16 protein-coding genes are annotated in these 19335 nt (G+C 72.1%); 10 read left to right on the top strand and 6 right to left on the bottom strand.

Annotated elements, in window-relative coordinates; genetic code table 11:
- Both ABZ312_RS43235 and ABZ312_RS43230 read right to left on the bottom strand, forming a co-directional pair.
- Positions 1-117, bottom strand: a 117-nt coding sequence (locus ABZ312_RS43235) for a DUF3311 domain-containing protein (protein WP_500440059.1), incomplete at its 3' end; no start/stop codon positions are given.
- A gap of 347 nt (positions 118-464) precedes the next feature.
- On the bottom strand, positions 465-1568 hold the full coding sequence (locus ABZ312_RS43230) for a ricin-type beta-trefoil lectin domain protein (protein ID WP_500440058.1): 1104 nt from the start codon (positions 1566-1568) through the stop codon (positions 465-467).
- A gap of 447 nt (positions 1569-2015) precedes the next feature.
- On the opposite strand from ABZ312_RS43230, the gene ABZ312_RS43225 reads away from it, so the two are divergent.
- The 9 genes from ABZ312_RS43225 to ABZ312_RS43185 all read left to right on the top strand — a co-directional run bounded on the left by ABZ312_RS43225 (position 2016) and on the right by ABZ312_RS43185 (position 13758).
- Entirely contained in the window at positions 2016-2606 is a 591-nt protein-coding gene (locus ABZ312_RS43225) for a helix-turn-helix domain-containing protein (protein ID WP_500329017.1), read from the top strand.
- Between the two features lie 25 nt (positions 2607-2631).
- Positions 2632-4638, top strand: coding sequence for a hydantoinase/oxoprolinase family protein (locus ABZ312_RS43220; RefSeq protein WP_500440057.1), 2007 nt, complete (start codon positions 2632-2634; stop codon positions 4636-4638).
- 2 nt (positions 4639-4640) lie between these two features.
- Positions 4641-6224 carry a hydantoinase B/oxoprolinase family protein gene (locus tag ABZ312_RS43215; RefSeq protein ID WP_500329019.1) on the top strand — a complete coding sequence of 528 codons (1584 nt, stop codon included), beginning with the start codon at positions 4641-4643 and terminating at the stop codon, positions 6222-6224.
- Positions 6225-6252: 28 nt separating this feature from the next.
- The gene (locus ABZ312_RS43210) at positions 6253-7572 is read left to right on the top strand and encodes an MFS transporter (protein ID WP_500329020.1); all 1320 of its coding nucleotides are present in this window, start codon (positions 6253-6255) and stop codon (positions 7570-7572) included.
- 168 nt (positions 7573-7740) lie between these two features.
- Positions 7741-8130: a putative quinol monooxygenase gene (locus tag ABZ312_RS43205; protein ID WP_500329021.1), complete on the top strand. Its 390-nt coding sequence runs from the start codon at positions 7741-7743 to the stop codon at positions 8128-8130.
- Between the two features lie 233 nt (positions 8131-8363).
- Positions 8364-9212, top strand: a complete 849-nt coding sequence (locus ABZ312_RS43200; RefSeq protein WP_500440056.1) for a GNAT family N-acetyltransferase — start codon at positions 8364-8366, stop codon at positions 9210-9212.
- Between the two features lie 80 nt (positions 9213-9292).
- Positions 9293-12235 carry an AfsR/SARP family transcriptional regulator gene (locus ABZ312_RS43195; RefSeq protein WP_500440055.1) on the top strand — a complete coding sequence of 981 codons (2943 nt, stop codon included), beginning with the start codon at positions 9293-9295 and terminating at the stop codon, positions 12233-12235.
- Positions 12236-12372: 137 nt separating this feature from the next.
- Positions 12373-12963 (top strand): hypothetical protein, encoded by a 591-nt coding sequence (locus ABZ312_RS43190; RefSeq protein ID WP_500329024.1) that lies wholly within the window; start codon positions 12373-12375, stop codon positions 12961-12963.
- A 210-nt stretch (positions 12964-13173) separates the two neighbouring features.
- Positions 13174-13758 (top strand): Pvc16 family protein, encoded by a 585-nt coding sequence (locus ABZ312_RS43185; protein ID WP_500329025.1) that lies wholly within the window; start codon positions 13174-13176, stop codon positions 13756-13758.
- Between the two features lie 73 nt (positions 13759-13831).
- Here the strand turns inward: ABZ312_RS43185 and ABZ312_RS43180 are convergent, their stop codons facing one another.
- The 3 genes from ABZ312_RS43180 to ABZ312_RS43170 all read right to left on the bottom strand — a co-directional run bounded on the left by ABZ312_RS43180 (position 13832) and on the right by ABZ312_RS43170 (position 16864).
- Positions 13832-14608 carry a GNAT family N-acetyltransferase gene (locus tag ABZ312_RS43180; RefSeq protein ID WP_500440054.1) on the bottom strand — a complete coding sequence of 259 codons (777 nt, stop codon included), beginning with the start codon at positions 14606-14608 and terminating at the stop codon, positions 13832-13834.
- Positions 14605-15555, bottom strand: coding sequence for a helix-turn-helix domain-containing protein (locus tag ABZ312_RS43175; RefSeq protein WP_500359783.1), 951 nt, complete (start codon positions 15553-15555; stop codon positions 14605-14607). Before ABZ312_RS43175 ends, ABZ312_RS43180 begins: the two co-directional genes overlap by 4 nt.
- Before the next feature lie 607 nt (positions 15556-16162).
- Entirely contained in the window at positions 16163-16864 is a 702-nt protein-coding gene (locus tag ABZ312_RS43170; protein WP_500329028.1) for a DUF4232 domain-containing protein, read from the bottom strand.
- Positions 16865-17465: 601 nt separating this feature from the next.
- Here ABZ312_RS43170 and ABZ312_RS43165 point away from each other — a divergent pair.
- Positions 17466-18446, top strand: coding sequence for a hypothetical protein (locus tag ABZ312_RS43165; protein WP_500440053.1), 981 nt, complete (start codon positions 17466-17468; stop codon positions 18444-18446).
- Here ABZ312_RS43165 and ABZ312_RS43160 read toward each other — a convergent pair.
- Positions 18443-19335, bottom strand: an 893-nt coding sequence (locus ABZ312_RS43160) for a serine/threonine kinase C-terminal domain-containing protein (protein ID WP_500440052.1), incomplete at its 5' end; no start/stop codon positions are given. The two genes, ABZ312_RS43165 and ABZ312_RS43160, sit on opposite strands and share 4 nt — an antisense overlap.

Below are 19335 nucleotides of genomic sequence, written 5' to 3'. Positions count from 1 at the left end.
GAAGAACGGGATGCCGATGAACTCCGGCGTCAGCTTCGCGTACGAGCCGACCCAGAGCATGGCGACGAAGGGGATGACGAGGCAGACACCGGCGACCGCGCGGGTGGTGGTCACCACCGGTGGCCGTGCCGGGCCGTCGGTCCGCTGTTCGGACACTGCATTCTCCTCAGACTTTCAGCACGTCAGGAATACGCGCGGGGGACGAAAAGCACCCGGTCGTCATGCGATGCGGCACGGGAGCGGAATTTCACGCGTCCCCCGGACACCTGCGGCGGCTTCGTCGCCACGAAGAATGCCGGGGGCCGACGGCCGTACGAGGGGCCGGACACGTGGAAGCGGCACGCGGGGTGCCACTTTCAAACGTAGTGCCTCCCACCTGGACTTCATTGAACGAGGGAGACAATTCCATTGATCATGCGTGCCGCTGCCCCCCTCCCCCTCCGCGTGACCCGCGGGCCGAGGGATCAGCCCGAACTCCACTTCTGGTTGTCCGCGCCCGTGCAGGTCCACAGCCGCAGCGCCGTGCCGTTGCCTCCGTACGGGTCCGTGGCCTCCACGCACTTGTGGGCCTGGAGGTTGACCAGGTCGTGGGCGGGGTTGAGCCGGAACCTCTGGGAGGCGGCGCCGCTGCAGTCGGCCAGTCGGACGGCCGCACCGTCGGCCGTTGATCCGCCCGCGACGTCCATGCACGTGCCCGAGATCCTGATGCTCCTGTCCTCCGGCACGATCCGCCATGACTGTCCGGCGCTGACCGTGCAGTCCCGGAGCCTCAGCGGCGCGCCCTCCACGGGGCCGCCGTCGATGCACCTTCGGGAAGCGTGACTGCGTATCGCCACACCTGGAGCCACCTCGGAGGAGGAGGGTCTCGCGGAAACGGGAACCTCGCCGCTCTCCGCCCCGGGGGCGGCCTCACCGGGTTCGGGATCCCGAGGGGACGGCGGGAGTTCGCTCTCGGCATCGCCCGCGGACGACTGCCCCGGAGCCCGTCCCGGGGACGGGCGCGTCACGTCGAGCGGGCTCGCCGGGACGGTGCCGACCGAGGAGGACCCGGTGCCCGGCACGGAGCCGGGGCGGGGAGCGGCCGCCGAACCGCCCTCGCCGGGGTCCGAACCCCGCAACAGGAAGGGGACGCACAGCAGCAGGCCGGCCACCAGGCAGGCGCCCGCCAGCAGCAGCCGCCGGGGCCCGCGGGTACGGGGGGCCGCGAGCGCGGTCCCCTCCCGGCCGGCGCCCCCGTGCGGTTCAGCTCCGGGCGTCGGACCGCCCTCGGCCACGGGCACCTCGGGGTACGAGGCGAAGGCGAGCCCGGCCGCGAATCCGTCCGCATAGCCGGACGGCGACCCTCCGGACGTGTCCTCGGGTTCGACCGGAAGGGCGGCGGCCTGCCTGGCGCGCAGCGTCTCGGTCCTGTGCGTGGTCCAGTCCGGGGGGTCCTGGCTCCGGGTGGCGTCGGCCTCGGCGATCGCGTTCGTCCTCCGCGTCCGCCGGGGCAACGGCGACGGGCCGCGGCGGCGCACGGCCCCCGCCTCGTCGTCCGCAGCCGTCGGCTCGTCAGGAGAGGCTGCCATCGAATCCTTCCAACATCCGGGGGGTGAGAGGGCTTCACCGCGCGATCCGGAAGCGCAAGCCGCGGCCGGCCGCACGCGCGGCAGGCGACGACGAGGCGCACCGGACCGAGGTGCCGGCGCCCGCACGGCCTTTCCCCGCCGGCGCCCGTCCCGACCCGGGAATCCACCCCGTCCGAACGGCCGCATCACGTCCGGGGCAGGGCAGGGCCGACCCGCCGGCGACAGCCGCTCCCACTATCCCCGAGCGCACCGTCGGTCGATAGAACCCGCGTGCCATCCTGGCGTCGCCGTGGATCGACGACCGACTCGTCGGCGAAACCGCTGACCAGCGCCAACCTCGCGGCGGTGGGCGCACCTTGAGCTCACCTCAGAGATCTGAGGCAATTCCACAAGGCTCTTGTGCACGGGCTCAGTCGTATGTAATTTCACCTCAACGATCGGAGGGTCATGGTCAAGTCCCCGGAGTCATCGACCGCCAAGCAGGACATGGAGGCCGATCACATCGGTGCTCGGCTCAGGCAACGGCGGCTGGCTCTCCGGCTGACGCTGCGGAACGTGGCGGAAGCGGCCGGCCTGTCGGAAGGCTTCGTGTCACAGCTCGAGCGGGGCGTCCACTCGGGAAGCATCGCGACCTTGCAGAAGATCGCGAAGGTGCTGGGGCTCGAGGTGGGTGATCTCTTCACCGCTTCCTGGGACAACAGGCCGGCGGTCACCAGATTCACCGATCAGCAGGGATTCTCCTTCGGGGTCGACGGGCGCAAGCTCCGGCTCACCCCGAAGCACTTCAACCACCTCGAAGCCTTCATCGGGGTTTTCGAGGCGGGCGGCTCGACAGGCGTCGAACCGTACAGCCACGGCGACTCGGAGGAACTGCTGCTCGTGATCTCCGGCGAAGTCGAGGTGACGGTCGCCGAGGCCGTCCACCGGTTGTCCGCACTCGATTCGATCACCTACTCGAGCAGCGAACCCCATCGCGTCCGAGAGGTCGGAAACGCAACAGCCACGGTCTTGTGGGCGATAGCACCGCCCAGTTACTGACCTCAACCATCAGCGAGGACACAACATGCGCATCGGCGTCGAATGCGGCGGCACATTTACCGATCTCGTGGTGCTGGACGACAACGGGGTCCTCCGCGCGACCGACAAGGTCTTCTCCACCCCCTCCCATCCTGACCGGGCGGTGACCACCGGTCTGCGGAACCTCGATCCCGCCCTGCGTGACCACGCGGTGCTCCTCCACGGATCGACCGTCGCGACCAACGCGCTGATCGAACGGAAGGGCGCACGGGTCGGGCTCATCGTGACCCGGGGCTTCCGCGACCTGCTGGAGCTGCAGCGCCAGGACCGTTCCAGCATGTACGACCTCGCCTACCGCAAGCCGGCCCCGCTGGTGCCCCGCGAACTGGTCGCGGAGGTGTCGGAGCGCCTCGACCGCTCCGGTGCCGTTCTCCAGCCGCTCGACGAGGACAGCGTGCGTGCCGCGCTCGCGGACCTCACGGAACGCGGGGCCGACGCGGTCGCGGTCAGCCTGCTGCACTCCTACGCCGAACCGGCGCACGAGGAGCGGATCGCGGAGCTGGCCGCGGCGGAGTTCCCCGGCCTGGTGGTGTCCCTCTCCAGCTCCTGCGCACGTGAGTTCCGAGAGTACGAGCGCACCACGACCACGACGATCGACGCGTTCCTGCGCCCCCGCATCCAGCGCTACCTGGCGGATCTGGAAGCTTCGGCCCACGAAGGCGGCGTCGCCGAGCTGCACGTCATGCAGTCGAACGGCGGCATGGTCCCGGCCCGCGCGGCGGCGTCGGCCCCGCTGAGCATGCTGCGGTCCGGGCCGGCGGCCGGCGTGGCCGGCGCCATAGCCGTCGCCGAGAACGCCGGCGTCCGCAACATCGTGACCATGGACATGGGCGGCACCAGCACGGACGTCGCCGTCGTCCACGAGGGACGGACGGAACTCACCACCGAGGTGCTCGCCGACGGGCTTCCGGTCAGGGTGCCGATGGTCGACATCACAGCCGTCGGAGCGGGCGGCGGCAGCCTGGTGGACGTCGACAGCGGTGGTCTGCTGACGGTCGGCCCCCGATCGGCCGGTGCCGACCCGGGACCGGTGTGCTACGGCAGGGGCGGCACCCGGCCCACCGTCACCGACGCCAACGCGGTGCGGGGGCTGCTCCGCCCCGAGACCTTCCTCGGCGGACGCCACACCCTGCACACCTCGGCCGCCCGGGGGGCCCTCGCTCCCCTGGCGGAGCGGCTGGGCCGGACGGTGGAGCAGATCGCCGAGGACGTCTACCTGCTGACGAGCGTGGCGATGGCCGGAGCCATCCGGGTCACCACGACCGAGCGCGGTCACGACGTCAAGTCCTACACCCTAGTCGCCTACGGCGGTGCGGGACCGCTGCACGCCGCCACCGTGGCCGAGGACCTGGGGATGACGCGGGTGATCGTTCCGCCGCACGCCGGCCTGGCGTCGGCCTACGGCCTGCTGACGGCGGGATTCCGCAGGGAGTTCTCCCAGACGTACCTGAGCGACGCGGCCGCACTGGGGGAGGAATGCCTGCGGCCGGTGATGGACGGTCTGCGCGCCACGGCCGAGGAGCAGCTCGGGGCCCAGGGTGTCGCCCTGGACGACGCGGGCTTCTCCTTCGCCGCCGACATGCGGTACGGCGGGCAGGGCTTCGAGGTACCGGTCGACCTGCCCGACGGGCCCTCGACGACGGTCGACGGGCTGGTGGGGCACTTCCACAAGGTGCACGCCCGCCGGTACGGCCACGCGGAGAGCGACCGTCCCGTCCAGGTGGTCACGGTGCGGCTCACCGTGACCCGACCGCGGCCGCCACTGGTGCTGCCCCGGGTGGACATCGACGCGGAGCTGCCCGTCAGCACCCACCCGGTCACCGAGAACGGCGCCGTCGTGGACGCCGTCTTCCGCTCCCGGCGCAGCCTGCCGGTCGGCGGCAGGCAGATCGGCCCTGCCGTCATCGAGGACGGCACCTCCACGACGTTCGTCCCGACGGGCTGGTCGGCATCCGTGGACGCCCACACCAACCTCCTCCTGGAACGGAACTGACCATGCATCTCGCCCCCAGCCAGCTGAGCGTCATCAAGACCGGTCTGGATGCCATCGGCCGCGAGATGGCGGTCAACCTGCGCCGCTCGGCCATCTCGTCCATCGTCCGCGAGGCACGTGACTTCTCCGTGGCCCTGACCGACGCCAAGGGCGAGGTCGTGGCCCAGGCCGAGTGCATACCGATCATGACCGCGGGCATCGCGCTCGCCCTGCAGGGGATCTCCCGGCGCATCGACCTCGCGGACCTGACGGAGGACGACGCGCTGCTGATGAACGATCCGTACCACGGTGGCCAGCACCTCCAGGACATCTACCTGCTGACCCCCGTCTTCGTCGACGGGGAACTCATCGGCTTCGGTGCCTCGACCGCGCATCACGTCGACATCGGAGGCTCGCACGCCGGACTCTCGGCGCACGCCACGGAGCTGTATCAGGAGGGGCTGCGGCTGCCGCTCTCCCGCTTCTCGGTCTCGCGGGACTTCGACGATCCGAACGGCTTCGTCCGCCAGATCATCGCGGCCAACGTACGGGTCCCCGATGCGGTGATCGGGGACCTCCAGGCGCAGTTCGCCGCGAGCGGCACGGCGGTGCGGCGGCTGACCGATCTCGTTCGACGGCACGGCCGGGACGAGGTGCTCCAGGCGATGACGGACGTCAAGGACTACGCGGAGAAGCGGGTCCGTGCGGCCATCGGCCTCATCCCGGACGGCGTCTACCGCGCCGTGGAGACGTTCGACGCCACCCCGTGGGGAGCCGGCCAGGCCCGGGTGGAGGCCGAGGTCACCGTCTCGGGCACCGAGATCTCCGTCGACTTCGGCGGCAGTTCCGAACAGATCCTCGGCAATGTCAACTGCCCGATGGCGTCGACCGTCTCAGCCGTCCAGTCGGCCGTCCGATGCATGCTGGACTCGCCCGACATCGGCTTCAACGAGGGCTGCAACCGTCCGATCACCGTGTCGGCCCCCTACGGCTCCGTACTCAATCCGCGGCCACCGGCCGCCGTACGCGCGCGGCTGACGCCGGCCTCCCGGGTCTTCAACGCGGTCGTCCGGGCGCTCGGACAGGCCTTGCCCGAGCGTGCCGTGGCGACCGGATTCGACACCACCACGGCGATCGCGGTCAGCAAGCGTGGCACCGACGGCTACCAGGTGTCACTGGAGATCCTCGGCGGCGGCTGGGGCGCGTGCGCCGATCACGACGGGCCCGACGCTCTGGACAACCCCATCTCCAACTGCGCCAACGCTCCCGTCGAGGCCCTGGAGACGGACTTCGACCACTTTCGGATCGAGGAGTACGCGCTGGTGGACGGCTCCGGTGGGGCCGGCGCCCACAGCGGCGGACGCGGCATCAGCCGCACCTACGTGGCGACCACCGACGGAGTCTCGGTCGCCGGGTACGCGGACCGGCACACGGTCGGAGCCGCCGGGATCAAGGGCGGCGACCAGGGCGGCACGGGCAACTTCACGATCGAGCGGGCCGACGGCAGCGTCGAGGTCCTCGACTGCACGTACCAGGAGATCCTCAACCGCGGAGACAGGATCACCGTCCGCACCGGCGGTGGCGGCGGCTACGGATCGGCTCACTGACGATGGCGCCACCGACGAGAGGTGACTCATGAGCACCAGCGCGACCCACTCGACCACGTCCCCGCTCCGCATAGCCGCCGCCTCGTTCGTGGGCACGGCCATCGAGTGGTACGACTACTTCATCTACGGCACCGCGACGGCACTGGTCTTCAACGACGTGTTCTTCCCCTCGGAAGACCCCCTGGTCGGAAAACTCCTGTCGTTCATGACGCTGGCGGTCGGCTTCTTCGTACGTCCCCTGGGGGCCGTCGTGTTCGGCCACTTCGGTGACCGCTTCGGCAGGAAGAGCACGCTCGTGGTGACGCTCCTGGCGATGGGGAGCGCGACCTTCCTCATCGGCCTGCTGCCCACCTACGCCGCCATCGGCGTGGCGGCCCCGATCCTCCTCATCGTCCTCCGGCTCGTGCAGGGCCTCGCGGTCGGCGGCGAATGGGCGGGGGCCGTGCTCATCGCCACGGAGAACGCCCCCGAGCGGAAGAAGACGCTCTACGGTTCCTTCGCACAGTTGGGGAGCCCCGGCGGTCTGCTGCTCGCGACGACCGTCTTCACCGTGCTGAGCACCTCCGTCGGGACGGCGCAACTCCGGGACTGGGCATGGCGCATACCCTTTCTGGCGTCGGCGCTGCTCGTCCCGGTCGGCCTGTACATCCGCGTGAAGGTGTCCGAGACCCGCGAGTACGCCACGGCGGCGGAGCGGCAGGAGCGGGCCCGGGTGCCGTTCTTCCAGGTCCTCAGGAGCGGGTCCCGGCAGGTCCTCATCGGCACGCTCGCCTTCTCCGGGGTCTTCCTCACCTACTACCTGCTCACCTCGTTCGTCCTCAGCTACGCCACGACGACGCTGTCCATGCCGGCCTCGATCGCGCTCCCCGCGAACCTGATCGCGGCCGTCGTCCAGGGAGCCTTCATCTACGGGGGCGTCCTCGCGGCCCGTCGCATCACGGCTCGCCGGGTGGCCGTCATCTCGACGTCCGCGCTGCTCGTCTGGGCGTTCCCGGCCTTCGCGCTGATGCAGACGCGTGAGCCGGCCCTGCTCTACGTGGCGGTGGGCGGGGCGATGGTCTTCATCGGGTCCGGGTACGGCGTACTCGCCGGCGAGGTGGCGGAGTTGTTCGCGCGGGAGGTCCGCTACACGGGAAGCAGCCTCTGCTACCACCTGGCCGCCGCGGTCGGTGGCGGCTTCGGCCCGATGGTCGCCACCTACCTCCTGTCACTGGGCGGTTCCTCCTGGCCCGTCGCGCTCTTCACCGCGGCGGTCTCGCTGCTGACCGCGCTGGCCTGCGTCGCCCTGCCCAAGCGTGAGAGCGCACTGCGTGAGTCTCCCCGGCAGCCGGCCGGGGCCGCCGTCTGAGGCAGCCGGGTCCGGGGCCGGCCCGCTTCGGGCGGGCCGGCCCCGGCGTGCCAGGTCGGGTTCGCGGTTGGCCGGACTCGAATAGCCGTCCGGCCTCCGGGCGAAGGGGAGGGGACACGCCGCCCAGGGCACCGGCCTCCCCGTGGACGGGTGCCACCATGCCCCTGGGTGGCCGGTGTGCGCGCCACCGACGCCGCGGACGACGGGAGCACCGAGCCGATGAACGACACCCCCGAGGCGACGTGGCCGCTGACCGACGCCCAGCCGGGCCAGGTCGTCGTGATCGCCCGGTGGAACCCCGCGCCCGGCAGCCGCGACACCGTCCTCGCCACGCTCACGGCACTGGTACGGGCCTCCCGGGACGAACCGGGCTGCCTGGGCTACCAGGTCTTCCACCCGGACGGGACCGACGACGGGGACATCGTGCTGGTCGAACGCTACGAGGACCGGGCGGCCCTCCAGGCCCACCGCGACAGCCCCCACTTCCGCGACCTCGCCCTGGAGCGCGTCATCCCGCTCCTGAGCGACCGTCACGCGGTCGTCACCACCGTCGTGTGAGGCGGCCGGGGAGCTCCCCACGCCAAAAGGTGTGCACGGCGAGGCGAACATGGCACGTCCGTTCTATTCATCACCGCGACGGCCGGGAAAACTGGGGCCTGAAGACTTCGCCCAGGTCGCGGACACCTCGGCCTGCCCTCGGACACGCCCTCGCCGGGCGGCCCCGCGCACCGCGGGACGGTCCGGGCGGGCGCGGGGGCGGCACGGGGCGAGCGGCGCATCACGGGGGTTCCATGAGGTTTCCGAGCGACGTCCTTCCCCTCCTGGAGTCGGCGGAGGCGGAGGAGATGTTCGAGTTCGAGGGTCTGGTGTCCGGCCAGGACCGCGTCGACCTGGCCATGGCGGCGGCACGGCTCCACGGAGGCGTCTGCCTGTCGGTCGGTGACGACCCCGACAGGTGCTGGAGCAGGGCGCTCGGGTTCGGCTTCGGGACACCCGTCACCGCGGGCCTCGTCGCCGACGTGCTCGACTTCTACACGGCTCACCGGCCCGGCCTGGCCGTTCTCCAGTTCGCGCCCTCCGTGCTGCCGGCGGACTGGGACCGGATCGCCGAGAAGTTCGCGCTGCAGGGCGGCGCGGGAGTGGTCAAGTTCGCCGCTCCGGTGGAGGACGTCATCGCCGCCGGCCGCTCCCTCCGCCTGGGTGGCGGCCTGTCCGTGGAGGTCGTACGACCGCAGCACGCCGCGGAGTGGGCACGTACGGTCGCCACCGCGATGGGGATCGGCGGACGGTGTTTCCCACCCGCCGCCGTCGCCACGGCAGGGCATCCCTCATGGCGTCCCTTCGGCGTGAGGGACGGCGGGGGGAAGATCGTCGCGGGAGGCAACCTCCGCATCCACGGCCGGGTGGCCTCCCTCTTCGCGGGAGGGACCCTGCCGCAGGCGCGCAACCTCGGGGCGCAGGGGGCCCTCATCCACGCCCGGGCCCTGGCGGCCCGCGAGGCGGGCTGCGAGTGGCTCGTCGTGGAGACCGGGCCCTCGACCCCGGAAGACCCGAACCCCTCCTACCGGAACATGCTGCGGTACGGCTTCGGGATCGCCTACCAGCGGCCGAGCTGGACCTGGCGACCGACCGGCACGTAAGGCGGTTCGCGCGGGCCGGCCACGGCGCGGGCGGCCCGCCGCACACGGCGTGGCATCAGGGATGCCCAGAAGGAAGACCATTGAAGGACCAGTTGCGTTATGCCGTCCTGGGGCCGGTCAGGGCATGGCGGGGTGCGGACGAGGTCGACCTGGGACCGCCCCAGCAGCGGGCGGTGCTGGCCGCGCTCCTGCTGGCCGACGGTGCCCAGGTCTCGGCCGGCGAACTGATCGACGCGGTGTGGGGCACGCGGGCGCCCGCTTCGGCGCTGGGCACGTTGCGCACCTATGTGCACCGGCTGCGCCGGGCACTGGACCCCGGTGGGGAGGGCGCGTCCTCCACGATCCAGTCCGTGGGACGCGGTTACCAGCTCCGCATGCCACCGGACGGACTCGACCTCGGGATCTTCCAGGAGCTGCTCACCCGGACGGAGCGCGCCCTCGACGCGGGGAGCCCGAAGGAGGCGGCCGGGCACGCACGTGCGGCCCTGGCGCTGTGGCAGGGATCCGCCCTGTCGGGAGTCCGGGGCGCGTACGCGGACTCCCAGCGGCACAGGCTCGGTGAACAACGGCTGTCCGGCGAGGCGATGCTCATGAGGGCCGAGATCGACCTCGGTTCGCACGTGCAGGCGGTCGGCAAGCTGACCGGCCTCGTGAGCGAGCACCCGCTCGACGAGCGGTTCCGGGAGATGCTGATGCTCGCCCTCTACCGGTCGGGACGGCAGGCGGCGGCCCTGGCCACCTACCGGGAGGGACAGGAACTGCTGGCGGAGGAGCTCGGCGTCGACCCCGGCCCGGGCCTCCAGCGGATGTTCCAGCGCGTGCTGCGTGCGGACGGCGACCTCGTCGCCCCGGCGGCCCGGACGGGTACGGCCCAGGCCCGCACGGAACAGGCCCGTACGGAGCAGACCCGTACGGAGCAGGTGGACACCGCCCGCGGGCAGGTTCCCACCGCGGCGGCGACGCCGGCCCAATTGCCCGCGGGCCCCGCGACGTTCGTCGGCCGGGAGGCCGAACTGTCCGCCGCGACGGGCCTGCCGGCGGAGAGCGGGGCGGCGGCGGTGAGCGTCGTCACCGGCATGGCGGGCGTCGGGAAGACGGCCTTCGCCGTCCACTGGGCCCGGCAGGTCGCCGACGGCTTCCCCGACGGGCAGATCTACCTCAATCTGCGGGGCTTCGACCACGCGGGTCCTCCGCTCGGCCCGGAACAGGCCCTGCGCACGGTGCTGGACGCCCTGGGTGCCACCGTCGGGAGCGAGCCGCAGGACGTCGACGCGCTGGCGGCCTTGCACCGCACCTGGCTCGCCGGCAAGCGCGTGCTGCTGCTCCTGGACAACGCGCGCGACGCCGCCCAGGTCCGGCCCCTGCTGCCGGGGGCGCCCGGATGCCTGGTGATCGTGACCAGCCGCGACCAGATGGCCGGCCTGGTGGCCGTCGACGGTGCCCGGCCGATCCCCCTGGACGTGCTGTCGGCGTCGGAGGGGCACAGCCTCCTGACACGTCGTCTCGGAGGTACCAGGACGGCGGCCGAGCCCGAGGCGGTCGCGGACATCGTCGCGATGTGCTGCCGGCTGCCGCTGGCGCTGGCGATCACCGCCGGCCGTGCGGTGACCCGCCCGGCCATGCCGCTGTCGGTCATCGCGGCGGAACTGCACGGCAGCGCCGGTGACCTCGACGCCTTCCGCAGCGGCGACGCCGCGGCCGACGTCCGCGCCGCCTTCGCCTGCTCCTACCGCGCCCTCGGCGCCGATGCCGCGCGGCTGTTCCGGATGCTCGCGCTCCATCCCGGCCCCGACGCCGGGACGGGTGCCGCGGCGAGCCTCGGCGGGTTCTCCATGGCGCACACGCGCCGGTTGCTGGACGAACTGCTCCAGGCCCACCTCGTGGACGAGCGCAGCCCCGGCCGGTTCGTCTCGCACGACCTGTTGGGCGCGTACGCATCCGAACTGCTCGACTCGACGGAGACGGAGGACGAGCAGGACGCGGGGCGCCGCAGGCTGCTGGACCACTACCTGCACAGCGCCGGCCACGCGAGGCGGCTCTTCACCTCGGGCCGGGACGACATCGGCATACCCCCGGCGTCGCCGGGCGCGTACGTCGAGGAGTTCGCCCGCGGGGGCGGCGGCGAAGCGGCACGACGATGGTTCGACGCCGAGCACGCCGCGCTGGTCGCCTGCGTCGGCCTGGCCTCCGACCGGTCCTTCGACACGCACGCGTGGCGACTCGCCTGGGCCGTCAGGCCCTACCTGGACCGCCGGTTCGGATGGCACGAGATAGAGGAGACCCACCGGGCGGCCCTGGGCGCGACGCGCCGCCTGGGGGACCTGCTCGCCGAGGCGCACACCCTCCTGGGGCTCGCCCGGGCGACGGCGACGCTCGGCCGCATGGAGGAGGCCCGTGCGCACATGGCGCGCTCGGTGGAGCTGTTCGTCGGCACCGGGGACGCCGCCACCGCCGGGAACGCCTACCGCCAGGCCGGATGGCTGGCCGAGCGCCAGGGCGACGTACGCGGCGCGCTGGACCACGCCTTACGGGCGCTGGAGTTGAGCCGGGCGAGCGGCGACGCCGTGACGACGGCACGCTCGCTCAACGCGGTCGGCTGGTACCACGCCCTGCTCGGACAGTACGACCAGGCCCTGGTCCACTGCCGGGAGGCCGTGCCCCTGCACGACGCGGTCGGTGACGTGTGCGGCTCGGCGGACACCCACGACAGCATCGGCTATGCCCACCATCGACTGGGCCAGCACGAGAAGGCCGTGTCCGCCTACCGGGAAGCCCTCTCCCGCTACCGCGCGATCGGCGTCCTGTACGGCAGTGCCGACACCCTCGGCCGGCTCGGCGACACCTACCTGAGCATGGGCCGGCCGGCGGACGCGCGGGACGCCTGGGGCGACGCCCTGGACGTCTTCGACGCGATGGGCCACGGGCGGGGCGACGACATCCGGACCAGGATCAAGGAGTTGGACGGGGGCGGTGAGGTCCCGCCTCCCCGGCCGCCCCCGGGAGCCGCGCCGGGTCGCCCGTGAACGGATCGTCAACGAGACGTCCATGGAACGTGGATGCCCGTTCGGTTGTCTGTCGGTGGCACGGCAGCGTCCCGTGGGCGCTGCGCCCCCGCGTGCCATGTACACCTGCTCGTACGAACACAGCAAGGGAAGAAGCAATGTCACGTTCCTACGCATCGCTCGGCATGGCCGCAGCACTCGGAGGTGTCCTGCTGCTCGCCGGATGCGGTGACCCCGACGGCGGATCCGCGTCCCAGGCTCCCGCCGCACCCGCCGCCGCCTCGCAGGACGCCGGATCCGGCGGTACCGCGAACGGCGGTACCGGGAACGGCGCCTCCGGCGGTCAGGGGGCCGGGGCGACCAACCCGTCGGGGGGCTACTGGCCCGCCACCGTGCAGCTCGGCCACAACGACGGTCTCGGCAGCACCGTGGTGGACGGTGAGGGCAGGACGCTCTACCGCTTCGACCCGGACTCCGCCCATCCCTCGAAGGCGACCTGCGTCGACGCCTGCGCGGTCACCTGGCCGCCCGTCCTCGTCAACGACGAGATCACCTTCAAGGGGCTGGACAGCACCACGATCTCCGCGGTCACCAGGCCCGACGGCACGCATCAGCTGACCATCGGGGGCTGGCCGGTCTACAAGTTCTCCAAGGACACGGCGGCCGGGGACACCAAGGGCGAGGGCGTCGGCGGCACCTGGTTCGCCGTCGCCCCCGACGGCACGAAGGCCAAGGACAGCAAGGACTGACGGCCGGTCGGGCGCCGGGCCGGACCCCCACCGGCCCGGCGCCCGGGACGCGTGGGACAGGACGGTGACGACGATGGCGGCACACGCGACAGGTACGACAGGTATGACAAGTGCGGCAGCTACGGCAGGAAGGGCGGCCGGGGTGATCACCCGGCGGCCGCGGCCCCGCCTCACAACGGGCGCACGCGCCGGCACCCCGGAAGCCCACCGGTGATCCACGAGGTCGACGAGGCGCTGCGGCGCCTGCTGTCCGCGCGGGCGCTGCCCGGCGGGACCGCGGACATCGTCTTCGACGCTCCCACCCGCGCCTGGGCGACCCGGCGCGGGGCTCCCACCGTGAACGCGCACCTCTACGACGTGCGGGAGGAGACGGCCGCTCGGGAGCACGGTGCGGCGGCACTGCGCGATCCCGCCGGCACGTTCACCGCGCATCGGCGACCGCCCCGCTGGTTCCGGCTGTCGTACCTGCTCACGGCGTGGGCCGACCGCGCCGAGGACGAGCACCGGCTCCTTTCCGCGGTCCTGTCCTGCCTGCTCCCCCACGAGTCACTGCCGGCCGGGTACCTCGGAGGAGCCCTGGCGGACCTCGGTCTGACCGTTCCCCTCGTGATCGGTACCCGGCAGGGCGAGCCCCGATCCAGCGCGGACACCCGGTCCGCCCTCGGCGGGGAGCTCAAACCCTCGCTGGAGGTCGTGGTGACCATGCCGGTGGCGGTCCACACGGACCACACGGTGCCGCGGCAGGTCCTGGAGCCGAGGGTGGCGATGGTGCACGACTTCCCCCGGCGGCCGTGAAGGGCAGGGACTCCAGGTGCCCCGGCCCGGCGCGGCGGCGCGGGACACCGTCCGGGCCGGGCCGCACCGGTCGTCACGCCTGCGGCGGGGCCGAGATCATGGTCAGCTGCTCCTCGGTGCGGAAGCCGGCCGAGGCGTACACGGATTCGCCCATGCTGCTCGCGTAGAGGTACGCGGTGGTGGCACCTGCGGCATGGCCCGCACGCACGATCTCCATGGTGACGGCCCTCCCGTAGCCGCGGCGCCGGTACTCCGGGAGCGTGGAGATGTTGAAGATCCCCGTCAGACCGCCGGACACGGCTTCCAGCCCCGTCCCCACCGGCACGCCGTCCACCTCGGCCAGGTAGCAGGTGAACCCCTCGATGCGGGCGACGGCCGGATCGGCGAACATGCCGAAGAACTCGTACGGTGCCTCGAAGCCCTCCGCCATCACCTCGGCGTACAGGCCGAGTTCGCCGCCGCCCAGCGCGCGGACGGTCAGGGACCCGTCGAGGGGCTCCGGCGGCATTCCCTCGGCTGCGTTCCTGATCATGAGCGGTGTGCGGTCGAACCGGGTCAGCCCGTACTGTGCCGCCACCTCGGTGACCTCGGCTCCGGGCACCCCGCGCACGTAGATGCTCCAGGGGACGTCCCACGGCTCGGAGGCCGCCAGCGCGGCCATCTCTACCGCATCCGGTTCCAGCGCCGGGGCGAGGATGCCGTTCAGCGAGGCGACCGGCGCCCCGGTGACGGCCAGCAGGGTGCCGCCCGCACCCCTGCGGGTGCGTCCGGTGGCCGCGCCGGCCAGTCCCTCCACGACGTCGGTGTAGGCGGATGCGACCGGCGCGAGCGGGTCCTGGACTCGGGTCATGACGGACCGACCTTTCTCTGGTCTCTCAAGTAGGCGGCCGGAGTGGCCCCGTAGAACGATTTGAAGTGCCTGATGAAGTGACTGGCGTCCGAGAAGTGCCAACGCGCCGCGATCTCCGACATCCCGGCCGCGCCGCCCACGTTCATGAGCTCGTCGTGCGCCCTCTGCAGCCGCCTCCGCCGGGCGAACGCCATGACGGAGTCGTCCGACGCCGAGAAGCACCGGTGCAGCGTCCGCAGGGACACCCCGACGCTCCGGGCGACCATCGGAGGGGACAGGTCACCGCTCTCCAGGTGCTTCTCTATGACGTTCTTGGCGGCGACCACGACGGCCCTGGGGTGGTCGTCCAGCCCAGGACCGGGGCGCTCCGAGATGATCCGGGAGAACAGGGTGGCCACGGCGTCCCTGGCCATCCGCTGCGCGGCGACCGAACCCGCCAGTTCGCCGCTGCTCCTCTTGATCGTTTCAAGGAAGTTGACGAAGAACCGGACCTCGGGGACGTCGACGTCCGACACGTACGCGTCGCCGAGCGCCTTGAGCGATCCGAGGCGCGGAACGACGAGGTGCCGCGGGATCGATATGACGTGCGCGGTCGTCGCCGGCGAGCAGGAGAACTCCCAGGAGGACTTGGTGTCGCGTATGCAGATCTGCCCGGGCCTGACCGCATGCCTTTTCTTCCCGCCCAGGAACTCGATCCATCCCGAGGTCACCAGATCGGCCACGATCGGATCACGGTCGTGGTTGTTGCCCGATACCCCGGTCAGCGAATCGCAGTACACCTGGGCGGACAGCAGGCCGTCGATGAGGTGCCCGTTCGCGGCGAATCGAAAACCGCGGTGAACGGCGGGACGAGGAACGGCCAGGCGTATGAGGTGGGAGAACGGACCCCGCTCCCATTGCGTGAAATGGCGCTCAGAAACTTGTGCCTGTTCGGCCGTGAGGCTCATTCTCTCCCGGTACTTTATCGCGCTGTCGTGAACCGGCCATGAATTCATCGAGCCCGCCGTCCGCTGACCTTCCACCCGCATCCTCCCGCGATCGCCCCGTCACCCGCCGCAGAACGCGTTGAGCGATCGACGTGAAACCTGAATTGATGTTGTTCACCCCCGATCGGCCGCCCGGTCTACACACCCGCAAGGGGATGCCGAGCACCTCAGCCGATTCCCGACGATGCGGACGCCGCACCAGGGCGCCCCGTGCCCAAGAGGGCCACAGCGCGCTCCGGCACCTCTGACAAGGTTGTCACCGAGACGGGCCTCATTGCCCGCGAGGTCGTTCACGACCGGGTGCGCCCGGCGCCGGGAGTGCGCGTCAGCCGACGGCAACACCGCACGGCGGGGGCGGGCACAGCTCGTACGACACGCCACGGGCGCGTCGACGGCTGCTCGTCGGCATTATTTCCGACGGCACCGCTCACCGAATAGTACGACCGTGCCAGATCGGCGTCCGCGTGGAGCGTGGGACCGGCACTCCGCTTCCATGCGTCACGGCCCCGGGCCGCCTGGGGGGATCCGGCCGCCGGCCCGGTGGCCGGACCCCCCCGGGACGCGCGGGTCAGCGGGCGGGCCGGACCGGGCCGACCTTCAGGCCGCCCGCGCCCCGGCCGCTGCACTGCGAGGCCTTCCACGCCACGTTGATCTGGTCCTTCGAACCGGGCGGGAACACGCCGAGGTAGTTGACGCTCCGCAGCGCGCACGCGTCGTCGGAGTACCCGGCCTGCCCGTTCGGCGCCTGCGCGTCGACGACGGCGCGGGCGTCCGGGTCCAGGGTCACCGTGGCGACCGGCGTCCCCGTGGTGCGTTCCGCGGCGTTGCCCACCTGCCCGCCGTCACGCCCGTGGAAGGACACCCCGGGGAAGCCCGTGAGCGTGCACGCCGCCCTGCCCGTGTTCCGGAAGACCAGCTGGAAATGCGTCGTGCCCGCGCCGGATTCCTTGTCCCCGATGGAAACCGAGAGCTGCGAGGACGCGCACCGCTGTGCTCCGCCCTCACGCCCCGAGCCGGAATCGGCGACGGAATCCTGTCCCGCGGAACGGTCGGACGACCCGGCCTCGGAATCCCGGTCCTCCCCGTCCGAACCGGCGTCGCCCGAATTTCCGCGGGCCGGTGACGTGATCCCGGAGGGCGCCGCCGCGGAGGACGGGGAGGAGCCGGCTCCGGAAGCGTCCTTCGTATCCGGTCCGCACGCCGTCACGGCGAAACCGGCCACGACCAGAGCGAGAACGGGAACGGCACGGCGGACAGTCGAAACCTGCATCGGAATAACCCCAATTTCTTGACGCCGGCGAGGCCCCTCCCCGCCATGTCCCTCACTCTGGCCGTTCACCCGGCACCGGACCAGGCACGCAGGGACCCTGTGACGACCTCATCCGTGATCGGTTACCGACCGATGACACCGCAGAAATTCTCGGCACCCAAATAGATGCGCATGCATTCAGCCCGTGCCGCCGGCGCACGGGAAATAGATCCGCCTGCCGGCGCTTCCACGGCGCCCTTGGAAGTTCTTGACGTCCACCATGTGTCCGTTCCGTCGTCTTCGTTCGTGGTGTGCTGTCGCTCCCATCAGTCAACCCGGTGGGTGTTCACGCCTCGTCGACTGTGCGTTGACGAATCGTCCTCGGCCGGTTGACGCGGGTCCCGCCCGACCGGGCTTCCCGGCACGACCGATTGGAAGATCCGCGCCCGGCGATGGAAGGGATGTGCCGATATCTCAGGGGTGTTGGCCATCGCCTCTGACGCTTTGTCATGCTGATGGCCCGCCGCCCCCTGTGCCTCGCGCATCGCCGTGCCGCGCGGTCCCTGGTGCGTCAACCGCCGTCCGAGGTCGAAGGAGACCGCACACCGTGAACCATCCGCGCGTGTCGTTTCATCAGGTGCGCGTCACCATGGCCGTGCTGAGCCTCGCGCTGTTCGCCCAGACGGCGATCTGGCTCGTGCGCGACGTCGTCGTGCGCGGCCTGCCGGGTGCATGGGCGCTGTGGACGGCCGGTGACGCGCCCGGCCTGTCGGCGACGTCCTCGCTGGACCTCGGCCTTGCGGCGCTGCAATTGGCCGCCGGACTGGCGACGCTCCATCAGACCCGGGGCGCCGGCGGTCTGCTGGTGACCGCGTGCGCGGTGACGTTCGGCTTCCGGCTGCCCGCGGTCTGGTACTTCCTGCTCGACTCGCCCTCCGACCCGTGGTTCGGCACGCTCAAGGGCGCCTCGGTGAGCGCCGTCGGCGGCACCGCCGCCGTCGCCGTGGTGCTGGCCCTCGTCCTCGGCGGGCTCCTGGTCCTGGCGCGGCAGATGGAGTACGGGGCCTCCGCCGCGGACGCGGTCTCCGGTGGCGGGATCCGCCCGGTGAAGGTCACGGCCACGACCTCCGGCCTGCTGCTGGCGGTGCTCAACGTCTTCTACATCGGCCGGAACGCGGTGACGGCCTTCGAGGTGGGCCCCGGCACGCTCGGCGAGCTGCTCGTCGGCAAGGGCACCGGGCGGGCGGTCCTCGGCGTTTCCGCCCCCTACCAGTGGGCCTGCCTGACGGTGCTGTGCGGGGCCGGCGTGTTCCTCGCCACCCGGCGCCGCCCCGTCGCGACCGGCTTCTCCGTGGGTCTGTCGCTGTTCATGATGCCGTCGGCGCTCACGGAGTTGTGGGCGCACGCGGCAGGCACGGTGCCGCAGTCCCTCGTGGACACGTCCCAGAGCCTGCTGGAGTTCGTGGGTTCCGCGGCGGTCGTCGCCCTCGTCGCCGGGGACCTCCGCCGCGACCGCCGGCCGCACTTGCGCACCCTCGCGGACACCGCCCCCTCGGTACCGGCCGGGGCGGCCGAAGCCGGCGACCCCGCACAGCGCACCTAGTCGTCGAGGCGGAGTCCGGCGACCGCGTTGTCGAAGACGGCCCGGTAGGAGCCCCACCGGTCCGACGGAGCGGAGAGGTAGACGGTGAACTCCTTTTCCCCGGGCTGCCCGAAGCCGAGGTCGACGGCCCGGAAGTCCCGGGCCGTCCCCTTGAAGGTGAACTCCCATACGGCGGCGGGCCTCCCGCGCCACCGGGTGCTCTGCATCCGCAGCCGCTCGTAGCCCTCCAGGTCGGGGACCATCTGCTCCTCGACGTCCTCGAAGTGCTGCAGCGGGCTGGGGCCCGCGAAGTCGAGCGCGGCGACCCGCAGGCCCACCAGCCCCGTCGGGTCGACGTAGACGAACTGCCGCCCGCCGTCGCTCACCTGGCGCTTCCAGCCGTCCGGCACGGGGACGGAGAAGCCGCGGTCCCGCTCCTCGACAAGGTGGTAGCCGTCCGGGACGGGGGGCGGTGCGTACGAGGGTGCCGCCGACGGGGAAGGGCCGGCCGCGGCGGAGGCGGAGGGCGTGCCCGGCGTGGTCACCGCGGGCGGGGACGAGGGCGAGGTCGCCGTGCCGTGGTGCCGGTCGCCGAAGTGCGGCACGCCGTACACGACCCCGCCTGCGAGGACGGGCACCAGGGCGGCGGCGGTCCACAACGGGGCGCCGCGGCGCCGGGGGCGCGGCAAGCGGACGGGCGCGGTCGTGGTGCCGCTGCTCCGGGGGCGCACGGCAGGGGCCGGCCCGACCGGGGATGCGAGGCCCTCCCGCGACACGTTCTCGGTCTCGGTCTCGGCGGCGCTCGCCCGCAGCACCCGCTCGGCCTCCGCCGCCGACAGACGCCGCTCCGGCTCCCGCACCAGCAACCCCGCGATGACCGGCGCCAACGGCCCCGCCCGGCCCGCCACCG

This window comes from Streptomyces sp. NPDC006207 (assembly GCF_040613835.1).
Classification (GTDB): Bacteria; Actinomycetota; Actinomycetes; order Streptomycetales; family Streptomycetaceae; genus Actinacidiphila.
This window is presented reverse-complemented; position numbering and strand designations above follow the sequence as displayed.

What these genes read in the sequence shown, in the direction of transcription:
- ABZ312_RS43230 (WP_500440058.1), bottom strand. Translation starts at nt 1,568, where the DNA reads ATGGCAGCCTCTCCTGACGAGCCGACGGCTGCGGACGACGAGGCGGGG.
- ABZ312_RS43225 (WP_500329017.1), top strand. Translation starts at nt 2,016, where the DNA reads ATGGTCAAGTCCCCGGAGTCATCGACCGCCAAGCAGGACATGGAGGCC.
- ABZ312_RS43220 (WP_500440057.1), top strand. Translation starts at nt 2,632, where the DNA reads ATGCGCATCGGCGTCGAATGCGGCGGCACATTTACCGATCTCGTGGTG.
- ABZ312_RS43215 (WP_500329019.1), top strand. Translation starts at nt 4,641, where the DNA reads ATGCATCTCGCCCCCAGCCAGCTGAGCGTCATCAAGACCGGTCTGGAT.
- ABZ312_RS43210 (WP_500329020.1), top strand. Translation starts at nt 6,253, where the DNA reads ATGAGCACCAGCGCGACCCACTCGACCACGTCCCCGCTCCGCATAGCC.
- ABZ312_RS43200 (WP_500440056.1), top strand. Translation starts at nt 8,364, where the DNA reads ATGAGGTTTCCGAGCGACGTCCTTCCCCTCCTGGAGTCGGCGGAGGCG.
- ABZ312_RS43190 (WP_500329024.1), top strand. Translation starts at nt 12,373, where the DNA reads ATGTCACGTTCCTACGCATCGCTCGGCATGGCCGCAGCACTCGGAGGT.
- ABZ312_RS43180 (WP_500440054.1), bottom strand. Translation starts at nt 14,608, where the DNA reads ATGACCCGAGTCCAGGACCCGCTCGCGCCGGTCGCATCCGCCTACACC.
- ABZ312_RS43175 (WP_500359783.1), bottom strand. Translation starts at nt 15,555, where the DNA reads ATGAGCCTCACGGCCGAACAGGCACAAGTTTCTGAGCGCCATTTCACG.
- ABZ312_RS43170 (WP_500329028.1), bottom strand. Translation starts at nt 16,864, where the DNA reads ATGCAGGTTTCGACTGTCCGCCGTGCCGTTCCCGTTCTCGCTCTGGTC.